We start from the raw sequence: 18,797 nt of genomic DNA, 5'->3' as shown, positions 1-18,797 counted from the left end.
ATCCGGCGGCGGCCTTCATGCGAAGGACTCTCATGCACGACCTGGAAGTGATTCTGCGCAAGACCGGCACCATGCGTTCGGCTTTCCGCCGGTTGGCCCTGCTTGCCCTTATCGGTCTGTGCGGCGTCACCGCGCATGCCGCCAGCCTCGATCCAGCGGTGCTGCCGAAGATCCAGGCGGCCACGTTCGAGGTGGTGGCGGCCAAGCCGGTCAACGATCCGCTGACCTACGAGAAGCCGCTGCCGCTGGAGCTGCTGCCGTACCAGGAGCGCAACGACAAGTACTACTCGATCGGCACCGCGTTCGCGCTGGGCAACAATCGCTATGTCACGGCGGCGCATGTGTTGCAGGTCGGCATCGACAGCCTGTGGGGCGAGCCGGCGCTGCGCGATGCCGGCGGTCACGTGTATGCGATCGGCAAGATCGAGAAGTATTCGCTGCAGCAGGATTTCGTGGTGTTCACGCTGGCCGAGCAACCCGCCGCGGCGGCCGCGCTGGAGGTCAACACCAAGCCGGCCTTGAACGAAGTGGTGTACGCCGTCGGCAATGCGCTGGGCACCGGCGTGGTGATTCGCGACGGCCTGTACACCTCCGACACGCCGGAAGACCAGGACGGCCGCTGGAAGTGGATGCGCTTCTCGGCTGCCGCGTCGCCCGGTAACAGCGGCGGCCCGCTGCTGGACAAGGACGGCAAGCTGATCGGCATCGTGCTGATGAAATCGGCGAACGAGAATCTCAATTACGCCTTGCCGATCGGCATGATCCTGAATGCGCCGGATCATCTGGCCGTGATCGACCAGCGTGTTCCGTATCAGTTCGACGTGTTCGACACGGTCCTGAGCAACACGCTGAAGACGCAGTTCGCGCTGCCGTTGAGCTTTGCCGATTTCAGCGCCGCGTTCCAGCAACGCTTCAACGCCTATGTCGATGTGCAGCTCAAGGCCTTGCTGGCGAAGGAGCCGGACAAGCTGTTTCCGCGCGGTGCCGGCTCCAACCAGCTGCTGCACAGCATGCCGTCGATGGACGATTTTCCGGCCTTGATCACGCGTGACAACGATGGCACCTGGAGTCTGGCGAAAAAGGCCGGAGGCAACACCACGCTGCCCAACAACGGCTACGTGACCCCCGGCGTGGTCGGGCGCAATCTGCTGTTCCATATCCGCAAACCCGACAACGTCACATCGGCACAGCTGTATGGCGATCCGTCCCGAATGATGGACATGCTGGCGAAGGTCGGTTTCCTGACCCGCACGATCGGACCCGAGAAAGTCAGGATCACCTCGCTGGGCAAGCCGAGCCAGGATACGCTGTACACGGATGCCTGGCAGCGCCGCTGGCAGGTGCGGGTATGGCCGTTGCCGGCCGAGAATGCGCTGGTGATGACGTTCGCGCTGCCGGTGCCGGACGGTTACGTGGTGCTGATGCGGATTGCCGGGGCAAGCCAGCAGCACGACTATCTGATCAACCTGCAGGCACTCACCGATTTCTTCTTTGTCACCTACGACGGCACGCTGGCGCAGTGGCAGGAGTTCCTGAAGAACCCCGCCTTGCTGCCGGTGGCATTCAAGGACATCAAGATCGACATCGACTACGGCCACCGCTTCAGCTACGCATCGAAGCGGGTGCACCTTGCATTCACTCCGGAGCTGCAGAAGATCGAGCCGACCAGCATGCTGACCCTGGGCTTCAGCTACTTCACCGACCATGGCAACGTGGTGTGGGATGTGGGCGATGTGTGGCTGGCGGCCAGTGCGCATGATCAGTACTGGGTCAATCTGTCGCGCACGACCGCTCCCTCCGACGATCTCGACGACAGCTTCAAGAGCGACTGGAACAAGATCGTCAATCGCCAGCGTCCGTTCGACGGCGTGGCGCGCAGCGAAAATGACGTGATGAAGATCACCAGCGTCGTCGGCACGCCGGCAGATGCGAAGCAGCCATCCACGCTTTACACGGTCTATCACTACGCCGAAGGTGCGCATTCCCAGGCGGCCATGAAGAGCAAGCTCGATCTGCTCATGAAGGGTGTTCGCGTCGACGAGCACTGAGGCTGTCGCGGATCACGATGATGGTGTTGGGTAACGGGCAAGTGCGGCAGAGGAGATACGGGTGGAAGTACAGGCGCAACCGGCAGCACGGCATGGCGTGACGGAAGACGGTGCTGCGGCATGGCTGACGCTGGCCGATGGCCAGCGCCTGTTCCTGCGTGACTGGCCGTTGCCGCAGGCGCGTGGCGCGGTGCTGATCGTGCATGGGCTGGGTGAACACAGCGGACGTTACCAACGGCTGGCGCAATGGTTCAACCAGCGCGGCTATGCGGTGCGCAGTTACGACCAGCGCGGTCACGGGCAGACCCCGGGCCAGCGCGGCGCGCTGCGCCATGGCGACGATTTGCTGGAGGATCTGGCCAGCGTCTACAACGACTATAGCAACGGACTGCCGCACGTACCGTTGCTGCTCGGCCACAGCATGGGCGGTCTGGTGGCGGCGCGCGCGGTGCTGGACGGCCGTATCACGCCACCGGCACTGCTGCTGTCGTCGCCGGCGCTGCGCAGCTGGGAATCACCGTGGCTGGTCAAACTGGCGCGGGTGCTGAGCCGTGTCGCGCCAAACCTACCGCTGCGCAACGGGCTGGATGCCGACAAGCTCTCGCACGATCCGCAAGTGGCGGCGGGCTATCGCAGCGATCCGTTGCGGCATAGCTGGATCACGCCGCGGTTGGCCGACTTCATCTTCCGCGATGGCGCGACGTGCATCGCCGATGCCGCCAGCCTGGCGCTGCCGACCTTGCTGCTGGTCGCCGACAGCGACGAGCTGGTCGATCCGTCCGGCAGTCGTGCGTTCGCAAGAAAGGCCGCGTCGAGCGGGCAGCTGACCACACGCTTTTTCTCGACGCTGTATCACGAGCTGTTCAACGAAGCCGAGCCGGGGCGCAGCCAGGTGCTGATGCAGCTGGCCGACTGGCTGGGCCGGCGCGTGTGAATCATGGTCATCGATGACGTGCCGCTCATCCGCACGCTGGAATACGATCCCTGGGGCGCACCGAGCTGCTGCCGGGTTGTGTAGCCAACGAGGCGCAGTACCACGGCGTCAGGCGTGCGCTTCAGCTCCGTCCGGGCTTGTGCCGCAGTAGCAATGCGCTGCAGACGTGAGTGCGCTGCAGAAATGTGAGTGTCTGCGCAGTCCGCGTGCCTCGGCGCAAACCCGACGCCTGTAAAGTGTCAGGCGAATGCTCCAGACAAACGAGGCTCCCCATGGTCCGTACCCGAAGCTGGCGGTTGTTGCATCTCGTTTTGGCGATGGCCTGCGCAGGCAGCGTACACGCGGCCGACGCGGCCACCGCAAAAGACCCGCATGCGTCGGTGGCACAACCGCTCAGTCAGCGCGTGCCGGAGCCAACCCACTACACGGACTGGCCGGCGATCCGCAGCCGACTGGCCGCCGATCCTGCGCTGGAAGCCCGCGTGCGGAAGATCGTGGCGAGCATGAGCCTCGCCCAGAAGATCGGTCAGATGACCCAGGCCGAGATCAAGTCGATCACGCCGGCCGAGGTGACGAAATTCTATATTGGCTCGGTACTCAATGGCGGCGGCTCCTGGCCGGGTGGCAACAAGCACGCCGGGATCGCGGATTGGCTCGCGCTGTCCGACCGTTACTACGATGCGTCGATGGCGACCGACGCGACGATCAAGCTGCCGATCATCTGGGGCATCGACGCCGTGCATGGGGACAACAACGTCTTCGGTGCCACACTGTTCCCGCACAACATCGGCCTGGGTGCGGCGCACGACCCGGCCTTGATCGAGGAGATTGGCGCAGCAACTGCCAAGGCGGTACGCGCCACCGGCGTCGAATGGGCGTTCGCGCCGACCCTCGCTGTGGCACAGAATGCCCGCTGGGGCCGCAGCTACGAAAGTTTTTCCACCGACGGTCCGCTGGTACGCGCGTATGCGCGCGCCTATGTCGCGGGGCTGCAGGGCAGCTTTGGCGACCACAACGTGATGGCGACCGCCAAGCATTTCATCGGCGACGGCGCGACCCAGAACGGAACCGACCAGGGCAACGCCAAGGTCAGCTTGGGCGACATGATCAACGTGCATGGCTCGGGTTACTTCGGCGCGCTCGAAGCCGGCGTGCAGAGCGTGATGGCGTCCTACAGCAGTTGGGATGATGTGGCCGAAGGCGTCAACTACGGAAAGATGTCGGGTGCGCGTGCCCTGTTGACAGGTGCGCTGAAGGACAAGATGGGCTTCGATGGCTTCGTCGTTTCCGACTGGAATGCGATCGGCCAGTTGCCGGGTTGCACCAATGCCAGTTGCCCGCAGGCGATCAATGCCGGCATCGACATGGTGATGGTGCCCGATGACTGGAAGGCCTTCATCGCGAATACCACGAGTCAGGTCGAAGATGGCCAGATCCCGATGGCGCGCATCGATGACGCCGTCAGCCGGATCGTCCGCGTCAAATTGCGCATGGGTCTGTTCGGCACGCGGCCTTCGCAACGCGCGGGCGCGGGCGACGCCGGCGCATTGCAGAGCCGCGCGCTGGCACGGCGCGCCGTGCGCGAATCGCTGGTGCTGTTGAAGAACAATCACAATGTGCTGCCGTTGAAGCCGGGGGCGAAGATTCTGGTGGTGGGGAAGAGTGCCGACAGCCTGCCCAACCAGACTGGTGGCTGGTCGTCGACCTGGCAAGGCACGGGCAACAGCAATGCCGACTTTCCCAGCGGCGACACGATCCTGGCCGGGCTGCGCCACGCCGATGGTGCGGCGAATGTCACCTACAGCGAAACAGCGCAGGGCGTCGATCTCACATCCTTCGATGCCATCGTGGCGGTGATTGGCGAGACACCGTATGCGGAGACCATGGGCGACATCATGCCGTCGGCAACGTTGCGGCATAGCGACCGCTATCCGGAGGATCTGGCCGTCTTGCAGGCGGTAGCCAAGAGCCGCAAGCCGGTGATTACCGTGTTGGTGGCGGGGCGTCCGCTCTACGTCAACAATCTGCTCAATCTGTCCGACGCGTTCGTGGCCGCGTGGTTGCCCGGCACCGAAGGCGAGGGCGTGGCTGACGTATTGTTTGCGGGTCATTCCGGCGCGGGTTCCTACAATTTCAGCGGAGCACTCGCCATGCCGTGGCCGGGTGTGCCCTGTCCAGACGCGGGCGGCAGCAGTGCCAAGGTGACGCGCTGGCTGTTCGCGCCGGGTTATGGACTGCGCTATCCGAGCAAGAGCGTGATAGGCGTATTGCCCACCGACCCCGGCGTCGACGCGTGCGCCAACGCGTCAATGCTGTCGGTATTCCACACGCTGGCCGTGCCGCCGTTCTCGCTCTACCTGGCCGATGCGAATCCGGAGCAGCCTGCGCATGACATCGGCTCCGACTTGAACGCGGTGATCGAGTGGCCGGCAAACCATCCGGTGCTGCGTTTGAGCACCGTGCAAGTCAACACCCAGCAGGACGCCAAGTCCGTCACCTGGCTCGGCGCCGGCCGATTTTTTGCGCGGAGTCCTCAACCAAGAAACCTGATGCCGCTGGTATCCGCCCATGCGGCCTTGCAGTTCGATGTAGTGATCGCCACGCCCGGCAAAGGGCCGGTAAAGGTGTACATGGGGTGTGGCGACCACTGCACGACCAGTGTCGATCTTGCGCGCACCTTCAGCGGCTATGCGAACGGCAGCCGCCATACCGTGTCGATTCCACTGGCATGTTTCATCAAGAACGGTGGCGACCTCTCGCATGTTGATGTTCCGTTCGGTGTGCTGGCCTCGCCGCCGTTTTCGGCCGCCTTCGCCGACGTGAAAATCATGGCGGGTACGCCGGCTGGGCACGCCGACTTGCCATGCGCAAGCCCGGATGCTCCGTGAGCGTGAGGTTGTCGCGATGAACCGCAACGTGGGTAATGGGCCTCGTGTATAGCATGGATGAGCGCAAAGGCGATGAGCGCAAAGGTGCCCACGGCTGGATGGCGATTGCATCCATTGCCTTGATTACCTTGCTTGCACTGGCTTTCCTTTATGCATCGCGCCGCCCGCATCGCGCGATAGCGCCCAGAGTTGCCCCGGCGCATCCGATCATGCCCACCGTCCAGCTTTGGCTGAGCACGGCGGATCGCCGATTGCGATTGGTGCAGCAGCCCGATATCGAAATGAGCGCCCACGAGTCGCTGCCCGCCGATGTGGTCATCGACACCCGCAAGACTTACCAGTCCATCGTCGGCTTCGGGGCCGCGCTGACGGACTCGTCGGCATGGTTGCTTCAGGACAGGATGAGTGGGGCGCAGCGCAGTGCGCTTTTGCTCGAAATGTTTGGGCCGCCGCCCAACCTCAATATGAACATGATGCGGCTGACCATCGGCGCCTCGGATTTCTCGCTGCAGCAATACACCCTGGATGATCTCCCGTTCGGCCAGGTCGATCCCGCCTTGCAGCACTTCAATGTCGCCGCCAATCTGTTGGAGGTGATACCGGCCGTACGCGAGATCTTGTCGGTCAATCCACAGTTGCGCATCATCGCGTCGTCATGGAGTGCGCCGGCGTGGATGAAGACCAGCGAAAACCTGATTGGCGGGGAATTGCTGCCGCAGTTCGAAAGCACCTACGCGGACTATCTCGTCAAGTACCTCGATACCTATCGCGGCTACGGCATCCCCATCTTCGCCCTGACCTTGCAGAACGAGCCGGGCTTTGTGCCTGTGACCTACCCGGGCATGGAAGTGCCTGCGGCCACGCGGGCACGCCTCATCGGACAGTATCTCGGCCCGGCGCTGGCCAACCGCAAGCCAAAGACACACCTTCTTGAGTGGGACCACAACTGGGACAAGCCGGAAGAACCCTTGAGCGTGCTGGCCGACCCTGATGCGGCGCGCTATATCGATGGCGTGGCCTGGCACTGCTACAGCGGCAGCCCGTATGCGCAGAGCAAGGTGCATCGTGCGTATCCCAAGAAAGACGCCTACATCACCGAGTGTTCCGGTGGCGACTGGGCGTCAAGCGCAAACGGCGAGTTGCTCTGGTTTACGCGCGACCTGCTGCTCGCCGGACTCAGGCAATGGGCACGTGGCGTGGTGTACTGGAACCTGGCGCTCGACGAGAAGCATGGCCCGCATTTCGGTGGGTGCGACGCCTGCAAGGGCGTGGTCACGATCGACTCAAGCACGGGCGAGGTGAGCCGCAACGATGAATACTACGCGTTCGCCCACTTCAGTCGATTCGTGCTGCCCGGTGCCGTTCGGGTGGGATCCAGTGAGACAGACAAGGGCATCGAGAATGTCGCATTCCGGAATGCTGCTGACGGATCGATCGTGCTGGTGATGGTGAACAGCAATACGAGTACACGCCACGTCTCCGTGAGGGAGGACCGAACCGGTTTCCAATACACGTTGCCAGCGCAGAGCGTGGCGACTTTCGTATGGAATCCGGATCAGGCAAGCGTGTGGATACGACGAGCTCTCGACTGGTTGAAAAGCGTCCGCTGACGAGTGGGACGCTCGGCAATCGCAACGTGAATGAGTGATACGGTGTTCCGAAAGCGTCATTTCTCCAGCGAGAGGATCGCATGATGTTCCCACGCTCCGGTTTGCTTCGAAACGTCGTCGCCACGGCGATGCTGTTCGCGGGCAGCGTCGCACTTCCGCTTTGCGCACAGGCCGCGCCCGCCACGCAGCGGCCGAAGGTCGTGGTGATCAGTCTGGATGCCTTCGCTGCGGTCAGCCTGCATGAGCCGCAACTGCCCGCACCAACGCTGCATGCGTTGATGCAGCGCGGCGCCTATGCGGCTTCCATGCAGCCGATCAACCCCACCGTCACCTGGCCCAATCACACCGCCATGGTCACCGGTGTCGACGCGAGCCGGCATCACGTGCTGGTCAACGGACTGATCGTCGACCAGCGCACCGCCATGCTGCCAAGGATCGACATGAAGGCGCCGAAGTCCCGACTGGTCGCTGCCCCTACCGTCTACGACGCCGCGCACAAGGCGGGTCTCACGACAGCACAGGTGGACTGGGTTGCCATCGAAGGCACACCGAGCATCGACTGGCAATTCGCCGAACATCCCGATCCCCACGGCGCCATCGAGCAGGATCTCGTGCGGCAGGGGGTCCTCACCGATGACCAACTCGTGCATTTCGGCGTGCCATCGCAGGCATGGCGCGATCGCATGTATACCCGCGCGGCGGTCGACATCATCCAGCAGCATCACCCCGACCTGCTGTTGCTGCATCTGCTGGCGCTCGACAGCATCGAGCACGAGACAGGCTTCGGCAACAACGCGGGGCGCAATACCATCGCCTTTCTCGATGATCGCGTGAAGGAGGTCGTCGACGCGGTGCGCGCTGCCGGCGACTTCGATCGCACCACCTTCATCATCGTCTCCGACCACGGTCAGCAGAGTGTTCATCAGACCTTGCATCCCAATGTCCTGCTCAAACAGGCCGGCCTGCAGGCAGCCTCGGCGAGCCAGCCCAGTTTCAGCGTGCCGGATGACGGTTTCGCGCTGGTCTATCAGCAGCACGCCACGAAAGCGTCGATCAAGGCATTGAAGTCGCTCTTCGCGGGCACGCCCGGCATCCGCTCGGTACTGACTCCCGCCGAGGCGGCGAAAGAAGGTTGGCCGACGCCGGCACAGAGCGATCAAGCACCGGACCTGCTGCTCTACGCCGCAGACGGCTACGCCTTCAAGGAGGGCGACACGGGAGACTACGTGACACCGACCAATGAAATCGGGGCCCACGGCTATCCCAACTCGGATCCGCTCATGCAGGGCATTTTCATTGCGGCAGGCTTCGGCATTCGGGCCAAGGGCGAGATCCCTGCATTTCCCAATGTCGATATCGCGCCGACGATCGCGCAGCTGCTGCATCTTTCCCTCGGAACGGTCCAGGGCAAGCCGCTGACGGAAATTCTTGAACCGCATGCTCGCACGACTAAGTAGACGTAAGGCGCCTTTGGGAGGACTTCAGCATGTGGCAGGAGCGCGCCTTAATTGCGAGAACAATCCATGGCGGATGTCGCTAATGTGCGGTTAGAGCCCGATGCGGGAATAGGGACTGCGATCGATGGAAACCGGTAAGGCAGTCCAAGGCGCGGCATGACCTGCGTCAGCGCCTCCAGCTTGCATGCCCGTCCCCGCGGCCACACCCCGAAACGGGGTAGTTCCATGGACACGTTTGTAATGGACGGCAGGCAGGGATTCGGATTGCCGGGTTCTGGCGCCCATCGACGCGGGAACCGGGTAGCCCCGGTTCCCGCGCAGACTGAGTTCATTGGCACTCGATTCGTGGGGCAAATCCTGGATTCTGGATGGACTCAACGCCAAGGAAGCGGTGCAGCTCCGTTGGCCCACGATCCGACAACATACCACCCGATCGGGTAGGTCCAACTGCTGCCACCGGGTTGCGGTGCTGCACCGGAAGCCGACGGGCTTCCAGCAACCGGACCGAAGGTCGTGATGACATTGTTCTGTGGGTTCAACGTGTAGAGGCCGGTAGCGAGGCCCTGAACGAGGTAGCCAGCCGAGCCTGGTGACAGGAAAGGCGTGGCACCGCTCCACGTTGGAGTCTTCGCGACGCTGGACTGAGAGCCTTGGGCATCGAACAAGCGCTGCAGCGTGAAGCCGTAGCCTTGGCCGGTTGTCGTGTCATAGCGTTCCAAGCCGATGCCACTGCCGGCATAGCCGCCACCGATGGCCCAGGCGGTCCGAGCAGGACGGACGGTAGAACCCGATCCATCGAATACGGTCGATATGTCGTAGCTGCGGAATCCAGCTCCAGTGCTGTCCCACAGATAGAGATCGCCTGCGGCACTGGTCCAGAAGATGCTGAGCTTCTGGCTTGAGCTGAAGTATCCCACCGCGACCGGGTAATACCCGCAGGCCACGTTGAACACCTTGGAGCCGATCCGCGTCGCCCCTTTCATCAACCAGTAGGCAAACTGGCAATCAGAGGGATCCAGCCATAGCAGGTCGTCATACCCGTCCCCGTTGATGTCACCCGCCCCAATCAGCTGCCAAGCGGACGGATAGATCCCCACATATTGGGATTGAAAGCCACCTTGGGTGTTGTTGGTCCAGAGCCAGAGATCGCGCCCGGCGCTGGTGAATATGAGATCGGCATAGCCGTCGCCATTGAAGTCACCCGAAGCCCCAACGTAGTAGCCGGCAGTCACCTGGAACGTACGCGCACCCGTCCGGTGGGGGCTGCCGCCGGATGAAGACATCGTCCAGTAACCCACCTGGCTCGATCCTGGATTGAACCACAGGAGATCTGACGCGCCGTCTCCGTTGAAATCTCCAGGCACCGTACTGCGGCCGGGCACAGGAGTTGAGGGACTCAGTACCGGAAGTGTGGCAAATGAGACCGTTGGCGAATAGGTCGCTTGACTGGCAGTCACTGTGATCGTTACCGGAGCAGATGCCGAGTCGTTCCCGTAATGTGCTGCGTAGCTGAAGGTGTCCGTCCCCGTAAAACCGGGGTCCGGGACGTAGGTCATAACCCCGTTGGTCACGAACATCTGACCGTGCGTAGGCGCAACGGGGAAGTTGAACGCCATCGGTCGCCCGTTGCCGATGCTGGCCGGAAGGCGAATGACCACACGGCCACCATCGCTGGTCTCATTGACGGGATTCGCCTGGACGGGTGCGTATAGATTGATGTATTGGACTCCACCGGTCACCGAGACGGCCAGAATCGAACCGTCGTTCGCCATCCTGGTGCGGCCCTGCACGAAAGCCATATTGCCCACGTTGTTGAATACGTCACCAACGTCATAACTGCCGACCTGGGTCAGCGTGGTCGTGTCGTAGATGCGCACCTCGCTCGTGGTCGTCCAGGGCAGATACAGAAGTGGATGGACGGGGTCATAGGTGCCACCGATCGGCTGCGCGCCGGCATAAGTGCCCAGCGTGGCAACTTTCTGATAGTTGCTGTCGTAGACGAACGTGCCGCCATATGTCGGGATCGCGAATTGCGATCCGTCGGGATTCGTGGCCATTTCGTAGTTGAACCAGGACGTTCCGTCCGTGTACAACTGACGGCGAACAATTACGCCGGTATCGGCGTAATACACACCCCATCTCCCATCGGAAATATTCGATTCGGCGAAGCCGATAACCTTTCGGTTGGCACTGGGGGCGAGCATGGTGTCCTGCATCACCGAGGCCAGCACGGTCCATGTGTTGGTTGCAGGATCCAGCTTGCGCAACGGCACCCAGCCCGAACCGGGAAATTGGGACGTCGTCAGGAGCGTGCCGTCGTACGCATAGGCCACGGAAAAGGTTCCGACTTCTTCGAGGTATCCATTGGTCGAAACTAGGGGAACCGTAACCTTGTTGTCACCGAGCGTATTCAGATTGACGAGGTGAACCCACGCATACGTGCCATCGTTGGTCTCGTCAGCAACCGCCAGAGTGTTCCCGTCGGGCGACAGGTCCATGCCCTTGAGTGCACCACCGAGGGTGATGGGTGTCGCCTGGCAGTCGCAACTGAGGTCATAGCGAAGCACCTTTGTGCCGTTGGCTATGTAGATCATCTGCCGCGCGGTGTCGATGACCATATCGGTGCGGTTGGGTGCCGCGATGAAAGTCCCATCTGCCCATGCCGCACTGACGCACAGTGCCATGGCCGCCGTGAAGACGGTAGCGATCAAGCGATGCATTTTCCCCCCTAAATCCCTTTGCCGAAGGTATCCCTCCAACACCGCTTGTCGCTCCGGCATCCCGCGACTAAGCCACCGAAGATACTAGCCTCTAGTCACGATGTTGAGTAGTGCGGCGAGCTCCCAAGTGAGCGTCTGGCGGCCGACCGGGTTCCCTTATGTGGCCAAGCTTATGTGAGATCGCGCACATATGTTGCTGAAAGCATAGTTTGGCCAGCTTGCGTGGATGGTGTTTATTGTTGCGGTCGATGGGGAACTGATGGTGATCCGTACGCGCTACCGCAGCCGAAGCTCAAGGAACACTTCCGTCGCCAGCGCGAAGCATTCTACGAAGCGGAATCACTTCGTGTCTTCGCCCGCGATTCCGTGCCATCCGGCACGTTCGAGTCCTTGCAAGATGACATCTACGACGGAGTCGTTGACTCGCATGACTCTAACCACACTGATGGCTTCGAGAAGGTCTACGCCGTCACCAAGGCCGCCCGCGAAGTGCAGATCACAGCGAACGCCTTGATCACCTGCGCCAAGCCGAAAGACCGTGATGGCATCTGCCACCAGCTTGTGAACGAGGATCACCTGCGCTGGACACGATCATGAGTCAAGAACGAAAGCCCATCATGTTTAATGGCCCTCTTGAGGCCGGCAACATGTGGAAATCCCTGGTGTGAGTCAGTGGATTGTGAGTCAGGTAGGGCCGAATGTGTCTCAATGATTCACAGCCTGACTCACGTTCAAGCCGGATGCAATTGGATGCGTTCGGATAATTGAAGACAAGAAACCCCGCATTGCGCGGGGTTTCTTGGATATCTCGGACTTGGCCGGACACCATTGGACGAATGTGTGGTGGGCCCACGAGGACTCGAACCTCGAACCAAAGGATTATGAGTCCTCTGCTCTAACCATTGAGCTATAGGCCCGCGCAAGGGCGGAAGTTTACCGTAGAGAGCACATTGCGCACGAGGATGACGCGTCGATGTCTTCACTGTACGTGATCACGTCCCGGGGTACGTTTGACGTTCCCTTCAGATCGGAGAGTGCGCATGAAGACCGAGGCGATCGCCAAGCGACTGGTTGAACTGTGTCGCGAAGGCAAATACGAAGACGCGCAGCGCGAGCTGTATGCCGAGGATGCGGCGAGTATCGAGCCGGACGGTTTGCCGCCGGGCGCGTTGGGCAGCGTGCAGGGACTGGCGGCGATTTACGAGAAGGGACGACAGTTCGGTTCGATGATCGAGGCCGTGCATGGCGGCAACGTGAGCGAGCCGGTGATCGCTGAGAACTGGTTCAGCATCGCGATGGCGATGGACGTGACCATGAAGGGGCGTGGCCGGGTGAACATGAGCGAGATCTGCGTGTACCGCGTGCATGGCGGCAAGATCGTGCGCGAGCAGTTCTTCTACGACGTCGGCTGAACCCCTGAAACGAAGAAGCCCCGCATGTGCGGGGCTTCTTCGTTATGGCGCCAGTGAGGCTTACTCCACGTCGAGGAACGAGCGCAGCTGTTCCGAACGGCTCGGGTGACGCAGCTTGCGCAGCGCCTTCGCCTCGATCTGGCGGATGCGCTCGCGGGTGACATCGAACTGCTTGCCGACTTCTTCCAGCGTGTGATCGGTGTTCATGTCGATGCCGAAGCGCATGCGCAGCACCTTGGCCTCGCGCGGGGTCAACCCGGCGAGCACGTCGCGCACGGTTTCCATCAAGCCGGTCTCGGTGGCCGAGTCGATCGGCGAGCTGGCGTTGCCGTCCTCGATGAAATCGCCCAGATGCGAGTCCTCGTCGTCGCCGATCGGGGTCTCCATCGAGATCGGTTCCTTGGCGATCTTCAAGACCTTGCGGATCTTGTCCTCGGGCATCTCCATTTCCTTGGCCAGTTCTTCCGGCGTGGCCTCGCGGCCGAACTGCTGGAGCATCTGGCGGGAAATGCGGTTGAGCTTGTTGATCGTCTCGATCATGTGCACCGGGATGCGGATGGTGCGCGCCTGGTCGGCGATCGAGCGGGTGATCGCCTGGCGGATCCACCAGGTGGCGTAGGTCGAGAACTTGTAACCGCGACGGTATTCGAACTTGTCGACCGCCTTCATCAGGCCGATGTTGCCTTCCTGGATCAGGTCGAGGAACTGCAGGCCGCGGTTGGTGTACTTCTTGGCGATCGAGATCACCAGGCGCAGGTTCGCCTCGACCATTTCCTTCTTGGCGCGACGGGCCTTCGCCTCGCCACTGGCCATGGCGCGGTTGATGTCCTTGATGTCGATCAGCGGCAGGAACAGCTTGCGCTCGATGGTGGCGAGCTTCTCCTGCTCGGCGTCGATCGCCTCGCGGTGGGTCTTGATGTTCGGCGACCACTTCTGGCGCTTGCGACCCAGTTCGGCCGCCCACTCGAGGTTGCCCTCGTTGCTGGGGAAGGTCTTGATGAACTCGGCCTTGGGCATCTTCACCTGCTTGACGAAGATGTCCATCAGCACGCGCTCGTGGTGACGGATGTCGTTGACCACTTCACGCAGCTTGCGCACGAAGCCGTCGATCAGCGCGGACGGCAGCTTGAGCTTGAGGAATTCCTCGGCCATCTGGTCGCGCAGCTTGACGATCTTCTTGTCGAGAATGCTGGCGGCTTTCGGCGCGGCCTTCTGGAACTTGCCGTAGTAGTCGCGCAGCAGCTCCATGCGGCGCTTGACCTCTTCCGGGTCGGGACCGGTCGGGCCGGCTTCTTCCTCGTCCTCGGTCGCGGTCTCGTCGTCGTCGGCTTCGGTCTCGTCGTTCGGATCCGGTTCCGGCAGCAGCAGGGCGGCGGCTTCCTTTTCCTTGCGGGCGAGGTCGGCGGCTTCTTCCAGATCGAGGAAGCCGGCCAGGATTTCGCTGAGACGGCGCTTGCCGTCCAGGTGCTGGTCGTATTCCTCCAGCAGCAGTTCGATCGTCAGCGGGAAGCTGGCCAGCGCGGTCTGCACCTGGCCGAGGCCTTCCTCGATGCGCTTGGCAATGGCAATTTCGCCTTCGCGGGTGAGCAGCTCGACGGTGCCCATCTCGCGCATGTACATGCGCACCGGGTCGGTGGTGCGGCCGACTTCGGCGTCGACGGCGGACAGCAACGCCACGGCTTCTTCGGCGGCGGCATCGTCATCACCGGAGGTGCTGCCTGGAGCTGCGCCGTCGGCGATGGTGTCGGTGTCGGGTGCCGCGTCGTGCACTTCGATGCCGACGCCCTTGAGCACCGCCATGATGTCTTCGATCTGCTCCGGATCGACGATGTCGTCGGGCAGGTGGTCGTTGATTTCGGCGTACGTCAGGTAGCCCTGCTCCAGACCTTTGGAGATGAGCGCCTTGATTTCAGACTGTTGCTCGTGGGGAGCTTTGCTATTCATTAACCGACCGCCGCGGGGTTCAAGAACCGGACATTATAGCGATGTGCTGCTTTTTTGACCAGTTTTCAAGTGGAAAAAGGTTTCAACGAGACACGCAAAAATCGCGCCAGATCACGACCTTGCAATGTTTTTGCTGATTGCTGGCTACGCACGGTCCGGCTGTGCCTGCTCAACCGGTGTCGAGCCAGAAAGTTACCGGTCCGTCGTTCACCAGCTGGATCACCATATGGGCACCGAAGCGCCCGGTTTCCACCCCCGGATGCGTGACGCGTGCCAGTTCCAGCAGGCGGTCGAACCAGCGTCGGCCGTGTTCCGGCGTCGCTGCACTGGTGAAGCTGGGGCGCATGCCGGAGCGGGTGTCGGCGGCGAGGGTGAACTGGCTGACCAGCAGCAGGCCGCCGCCGGTGTCGGTGAGCGAACGATTCATCTTGCCGTGGCCGTCGGCGAACACGCGATAGCCGAGCAGGCGTTCCAGCATGCGCTTGGTCTGCGCTTCGCCGTCGTCCGGCTGTACCGCGACCAGGGCCAGCAGGCCGGGGCCGATCGCGCCGACGGTTTCGTCACCGACACTGACACTGGCTGACACTACGCGCTGAATCAGGGCAATCATGGCGGCACGGCGGAGGCGAGGCGACTAGCTTACGGCGCTGTCGACAGTGGCGAAAGATGGCTGGTCGGCGAGGCGGCCTCGGTGTCTGCGGTCGGCTCCCGTAAACTGCAGGGATGCGAGCCGACATGTATCTCCTTTATCTCCTGCTGCGTCTGCTGGCGCTGCTGCCGCTACGTGTGCTGCACGGTATCGGCGGCGGGCTGGGCCGGCTGCTGCTGTGGCGGCGCGGTCGGATGGTGCACAACACGGCGGTGAATCTGCGCATCGCACAGCCGTCGCTGGACGATGCAGGGCAGGCGGCGCTGCTGCATGAGGTAATGGTCGAGAGCGGCAAGTCGGCCAGCGAGATCGTCAAGGTCTGGGGTGCGGGTGCCGAGCGTGCGCTGGAACTGGTGCGCGAGGTGCGCGGTGCGGCCTTGCTGGATGCCGCGCTCGCCACGGGCAAAGGCGTGATCATTGCCGCGCCGCACTTGGGTTGCTGGGAATTGCTGAATTACTGGTTATGCCGCAGGACGCCGATGGCGATCCTGTACCGGCCGCCGCGGATCGCCGCGATCGAGGGTCTGCTACGCAAGGTGCGCGGCGCCTTGGCGCCGGAGCAGGTACGTGCCGATGGTGCCGGTGTGCGTACCTTGTACAAGCGGCTGGCCGCGGGCGGCACGGTCGGCATTTTGCCGGACCAGAAGCCGCGTGCCGGCGAGGGCCAGTTCGCGCCGTTCTTCGGTCGCCAGGCGCTGACCATGGTGCTGCTGCCGCGGCTGGCCGCGCGCACCGGCGCCACCGTGCTGTTTGCATTTGCCGAACGGTTGCCGCGTGGGGCGGGTTATCGCATCCATCTGCTGCCGGCAGCGCCGGGGTTGGCGGATGCCGATCTTGGCATCGCCTGCTGCGCGCTCAATCAGGGCGTGCAGAACTGTGTCGAGCTGGCGTTTGCGCAGTACCAGTGGCAGTACAAGCGCTATTCGGCCGATGGCCTGATCAGTCCGTACGATCGCGAGCAGGGCTAGTCCGGCACTCCGCTACGGCGCGGTCTTTTCCAGCCGGCGCAGGAATACGCCCATTTCCTTTTCGGCCTGCTTGTCGCCGCGTTGTGCGGCGGCGGCGATACCGTTGCGCCAGGCTTCGGCGGCGGCCTGGGTCTGACCGGCGTCGAGGCAGGCCTTGCCCAGCAGTTTCCAGGCGGCCGAATAGGTCGGATCGAAGGCGACGGCGTGGCGCAGTTCATCGATCGCCGCAAGGGCGTCTCCGTCAGCGAGCAGCGCATTGCCCAGCGAGAAGCGCAGCAGCGCGCCATCGCGCGGACCGCCGCACTGCTGACGCAGGCTGGCGATCAATCCCGTATTCATGGCTGCGCGCCGGCATTCATGGCTGCGCGTGATAGCGCCGGTCGTCGATGGGATAGACTTGGGTAGGCTGGGCTGGCTCCGGCGGGGTGTGGCCAGCCGACAGGTCGGCCAACGAAACGGCCGACCAGACCACCAGCCACGACGAACGGAACGGCTGCACCAGCATCGCGTAGCGCAGATCGTTCGCGTCGAGTTTCCCCGGGTGCGTCACGATCACGCCGTCCGGGTGGGTCCGGGCAAAATCCTGCACGGCCTGATCGCCGAACAGCTCCGCGATCGGGCGTGTCAACCGGCCCTCGAAGTGGAATTGACCTTCGTAATTGCCCAGAAACGCGATCGGATGGTTCGCCCGTTCGGTGGCGCCGAGCAGGTGCGCGGTGGGACGCAAGTCCCAGCGTGTCCACAGGGTCAGGGTGAACAAGGTATTGAGGGCGAGTACGCCGACCAATCCAGCCACCGCCAGTCGGCGCAGTTCGCCACGACCACGCAACAACAGCAGGCCACCGATCAGCAGGAAGACCACGCTGAAATAGCGGCTGTACGGCGCCGCCGCAACGGGCCATTCGCCATGCAGATAATTCGCGTCGACCAGCAACGGCAGCGCGAACAGCAGGATCGCAAACACGATGCCGCCCACGCCCAGCGGCCAGGTGCCGAACCAGCTGTTGCCGGCCAGCGCCGGCTGGCGTTCGCGCAATACGGCGATCGCGCCGGCCATCAGCAGTGCGATGCCGCCGAATTCCGGCAGCGGGTAATACAACTGCTTGCCGCTGATCAGCGAGAACACGATGAAGCCGGGGATCAGCCAGCACAGCGCAAAACGCAAACCCGGCTCCAGCGGCCGTCGCAAGCCGGCGACGGCCACCCAGACGCGCGGCCAGCCACTAAAGGGAAACAGCAGCAGTGGCAACCACAGCAGGTAGAACCAGAATGGTTCGGCATGGTTCTGCAGATCCTTGCCGGCGGACAATTTGTCGACCACGCGGCCCGCGGTCTGGGTGAAGAACAGCCGTTGCCGGTACGCCTCGCCACCGGAGAACCCGGCCGGCAGCGCCCATGCCAGCAGCATCGCGCCACCGAGCAGCAGCGCCAAGACGCCGCGGCCATACCAGCGCGCGCGATGCTGGCGCGCCCAGTCGTTCCACAGCGGACCGAGCAGCCACGGGAAGATCACGTGCAGCAACATCACTGGGCCCTTGGTCAGCAGACCCAGGCCGATGCACAGGCCGAACAGCAGCCAGCGCGGTTCGGCCCGTTGCGGCTTCGGGGTCAGGCACAGCAGCGCGGCCAGCGTCCATGTCGCCAGCAGCACGTCGTACATGATCTGCAGGCCGAACAGGAACGCATAGGCGAAGGCCAGCAGCATCCACGGTGTCGCCTTGGCCATCCACGGCCGGCTCGCGAACAGCCGCCGCGCCAGCAGCGAGATCAGCACCAGTTGCGCGCCGCCGATCAGCACCTCGAGTACGCGCGGCCAGATATCGTCAACGCCGAACACGAACCAGCCTGCCTGGATCAGCCAGAACAGCAAAGGCGCTTTTTCGCTGTACGGTTGGCCGTTGATGTGCGGTACCAGCCAGTGACCCTGGCTCCACATCTCCCAGGCCACCGCCAGCGTGCGGGTGGAATACAGTGGCATCGGCCCGTGCGAAAAGATCGCCAGCAGCGCCACCACGGTCCACAGCGGCAACCAGGGCCATACGGCGCGCAGTTGTTCGGTACGGCTATAGGGGCTCGATGACACGGGCGGACTCTTGGCGGGCGGATGAGTGATTCTAGCCTGCGCGCGGTGCTCGCAAGGCGACCGGAAGCCTGGTTCGCCGCAGGC

13 protein-coding genes and 1 tRNA gene are annotated in these 18,797 nt (G+C 62.9%); 8 read left to right on the top strand and 6 right to left on the bottom strand.

What is annotated here, in order from left to right:
• The first annotated feature begins 32 nt into the window (after positions 1 to 32).
• The 5 genes from IE071_RS12500 to IE071_RS12480 all read left to right on the top strand — a co-directional run bounded on the left by IE071_RS12500 (position 33) and on the right by IE071_RS12480 (position 8,937).
• Positions 33 to 2,048 (top strand): S1 family peptidase, encoded by a 2,016-nt coding sequence (locus IE071_RS12500; RefSeq protein ID WP_229792889.1) that lies wholly within the window; start codon positions 33 to 35, stop codon positions 2,046 to 2,048.
• Between the two features lie 61 nt (positions 2,049 to 2,109).
• A complete protein-coding gene (locus IE071_RS12495; RefSeq protein WP_229792888.1) occupies positions 2,110 to 2,982 on the top strand; it encodes an alpha/beta hydrolase in 873 nt (290 codons plus the stop codon).
• Positions 2,983 to 3,254: 272 nt separating this feature from the next.
• Positions 3,255 to 5,870, top strand: coding sequence for a glycoside hydrolase family 3 protein (locus IE071_RS12490; RefSeq protein ID WP_229792887.1), 2,616 nt, complete (start codon positions 3,255 to 3,257; stop codon positions 5,868 to 5,870).
• Between the two features lie 53 nt (positions 5,871 to 5,923).
• Positions 5,924 to 7,480 carry a glycoside hydrolase family 30 protein gene (locus tag IE071_RS12485; RefSeq protein WP_189441506.1) on the top strand — a complete coding sequence of 519 codons (1,557 nt, stop codon included), beginning with the start codon at positions 5,924 to 5,926 and terminating at the stop codon, positions 7,478 to 7,480.
• 128 nt (positions 7,481 to 7,608) lie between these two features.
• Entirely contained in the window at positions 7,609 to 8,937 is a 1,329-nt protein-coding gene (locus tag IE071_RS12480) for an alkaline phosphatase family protein (RefSeq protein ID WP_189441505.1), read from the top strand.
• 374 nt (positions 8,938 to 9,311) lie between these two features.
• Here IE071_RS12480 and IE071_RS12475 read toward each other — a convergent pair whose 3' ends face one another.
• A complete protein-coding gene (locus IE071_RS12475; protein WP_189441504.1) occupies positions 9,312 to 11,648 on the bottom strand; it encodes an FG-GAP-like repeat-containing protein in 2,337 nt (778 codons plus the stop codon).
• 231 nt (positions 11,649 to 11,879) lie between these two features.
• Between IE071_RS12475 and IE071_RS12470 the strand changes: the two genes are divergently transcribed.
• Positions 11,880 to 12,254, top strand: a complete 375-nt coding sequence (locus tag IE071_RS12470; protein WP_229792886.1) for an ABC-three component system protein — start codon at positions 11,880 to 11,882, stop codon at positions 12,252 to 12,254.
• A gap of 244 nt (positions 12,255 to 12,498) precedes the next feature.
• Here IE071_RS12470 and IE071_RS12465 read toward each other — a convergent pair.
• Positions 12,499 to 12,574, bottom strand: a tRNA-Ile gene (locus IE071_RS12465).
• Between the two features lie 123 nt (positions 12,575 to 12,697).
• On the opposite strand from IE071_RS12465, the gene IE071_RS12460 reads away from it, so the two are divergent.
• Positions 12,698 to 13,069, top strand: coding sequence for a SnoaL-like domain-containing protein (locus IE071_RS12460; protein ID WP_189441503.1), 372 nt, complete (start codon positions 12,698 to 12,700; stop codon positions 13,067 to 13,069).
• Between the two features lie 60 nt (positions 13,070 to 13,129).
• Here IE071_RS12460 and rpoD read toward each other — a convergent pair whose 3' ends face one another.
• Positions 13,130 to 15,013 (bottom strand): RNA polymerase sigma factor RpoD, encoded by a 1,884-nt coding sequence (gene rpoD, locus IE071_RS12455; protein WP_189441502.1) that lies wholly within the window; start codon positions 15,011 to 15,013, stop codon positions 13,130 to 13,132.
• Positions 15,014 to 15,182: 169 nt separating this feature from the next.
• Entirely contained in the window at positions 15,183 to 15,623 is a 441-nt protein-coding gene (gene dtd, locus IE071_RS12450) for a D-aminoacyl-tRNA deacylase (RefSeq protein WP_189441501.1), read from the bottom strand.
• 113 nt (positions 15,624 to 15,736) lie between these two features.
• Between dtd and IE071_RS12445 the strand changes: the two genes are divergently transcribed.
• Positions 15,737 to 16,630, top strand: coding sequence for an LpxL/LpxP family acyltransferase (locus IE071_RS12445; protein ID WP_189441500.1), 894 nt, complete (start codon positions 15,737 to 15,739; stop codon positions 16,628 to 16,630).
• 12 nt (positions 16,631 to 16,642) lie between these two features.
• On the opposite strand, the gene IE071_RS12440 is transcribed toward IE071_RS12445, so the two are convergent.
• On the bottom strand, positions 16,643 to 16,969 hold the full coding sequence (locus IE071_RS12440; protein WP_189441499.1) for a hypothetical protein: 327 nt from the start codon (positions 16,967 to 16,969) through the stop codon (positions 16,643 to 16,645).
• Positions 16,970 to 16,985: 16 nt separating this feature from the next.
• A complete protein-coding gene (locus IE071_RS12435; RefSeq protein ID WP_189441498.1) occupies positions 16,986 to 18,713 on the bottom strand; it encodes an ArnT family glycosyltransferase in 1,728 nt (575 codons plus the stop codon).
• Positions 18,714 to 18,797 lie beyond the last annotated feature (84 nt).

The sequence above is a fragment of the Rhodanobacter panaciterrae genome (assembly GCF_014651895.1).
GTDB lineage: Bacteria > Pseudomonadota > Gammaproteobacteria > Xanthomonadales > Rhodanobacteraceae > Rhodanobacter > Rhodanobacter panaciterrae.
This window is presented reverse-complemented; position numbering and strand designations above follow the sequence as displayed.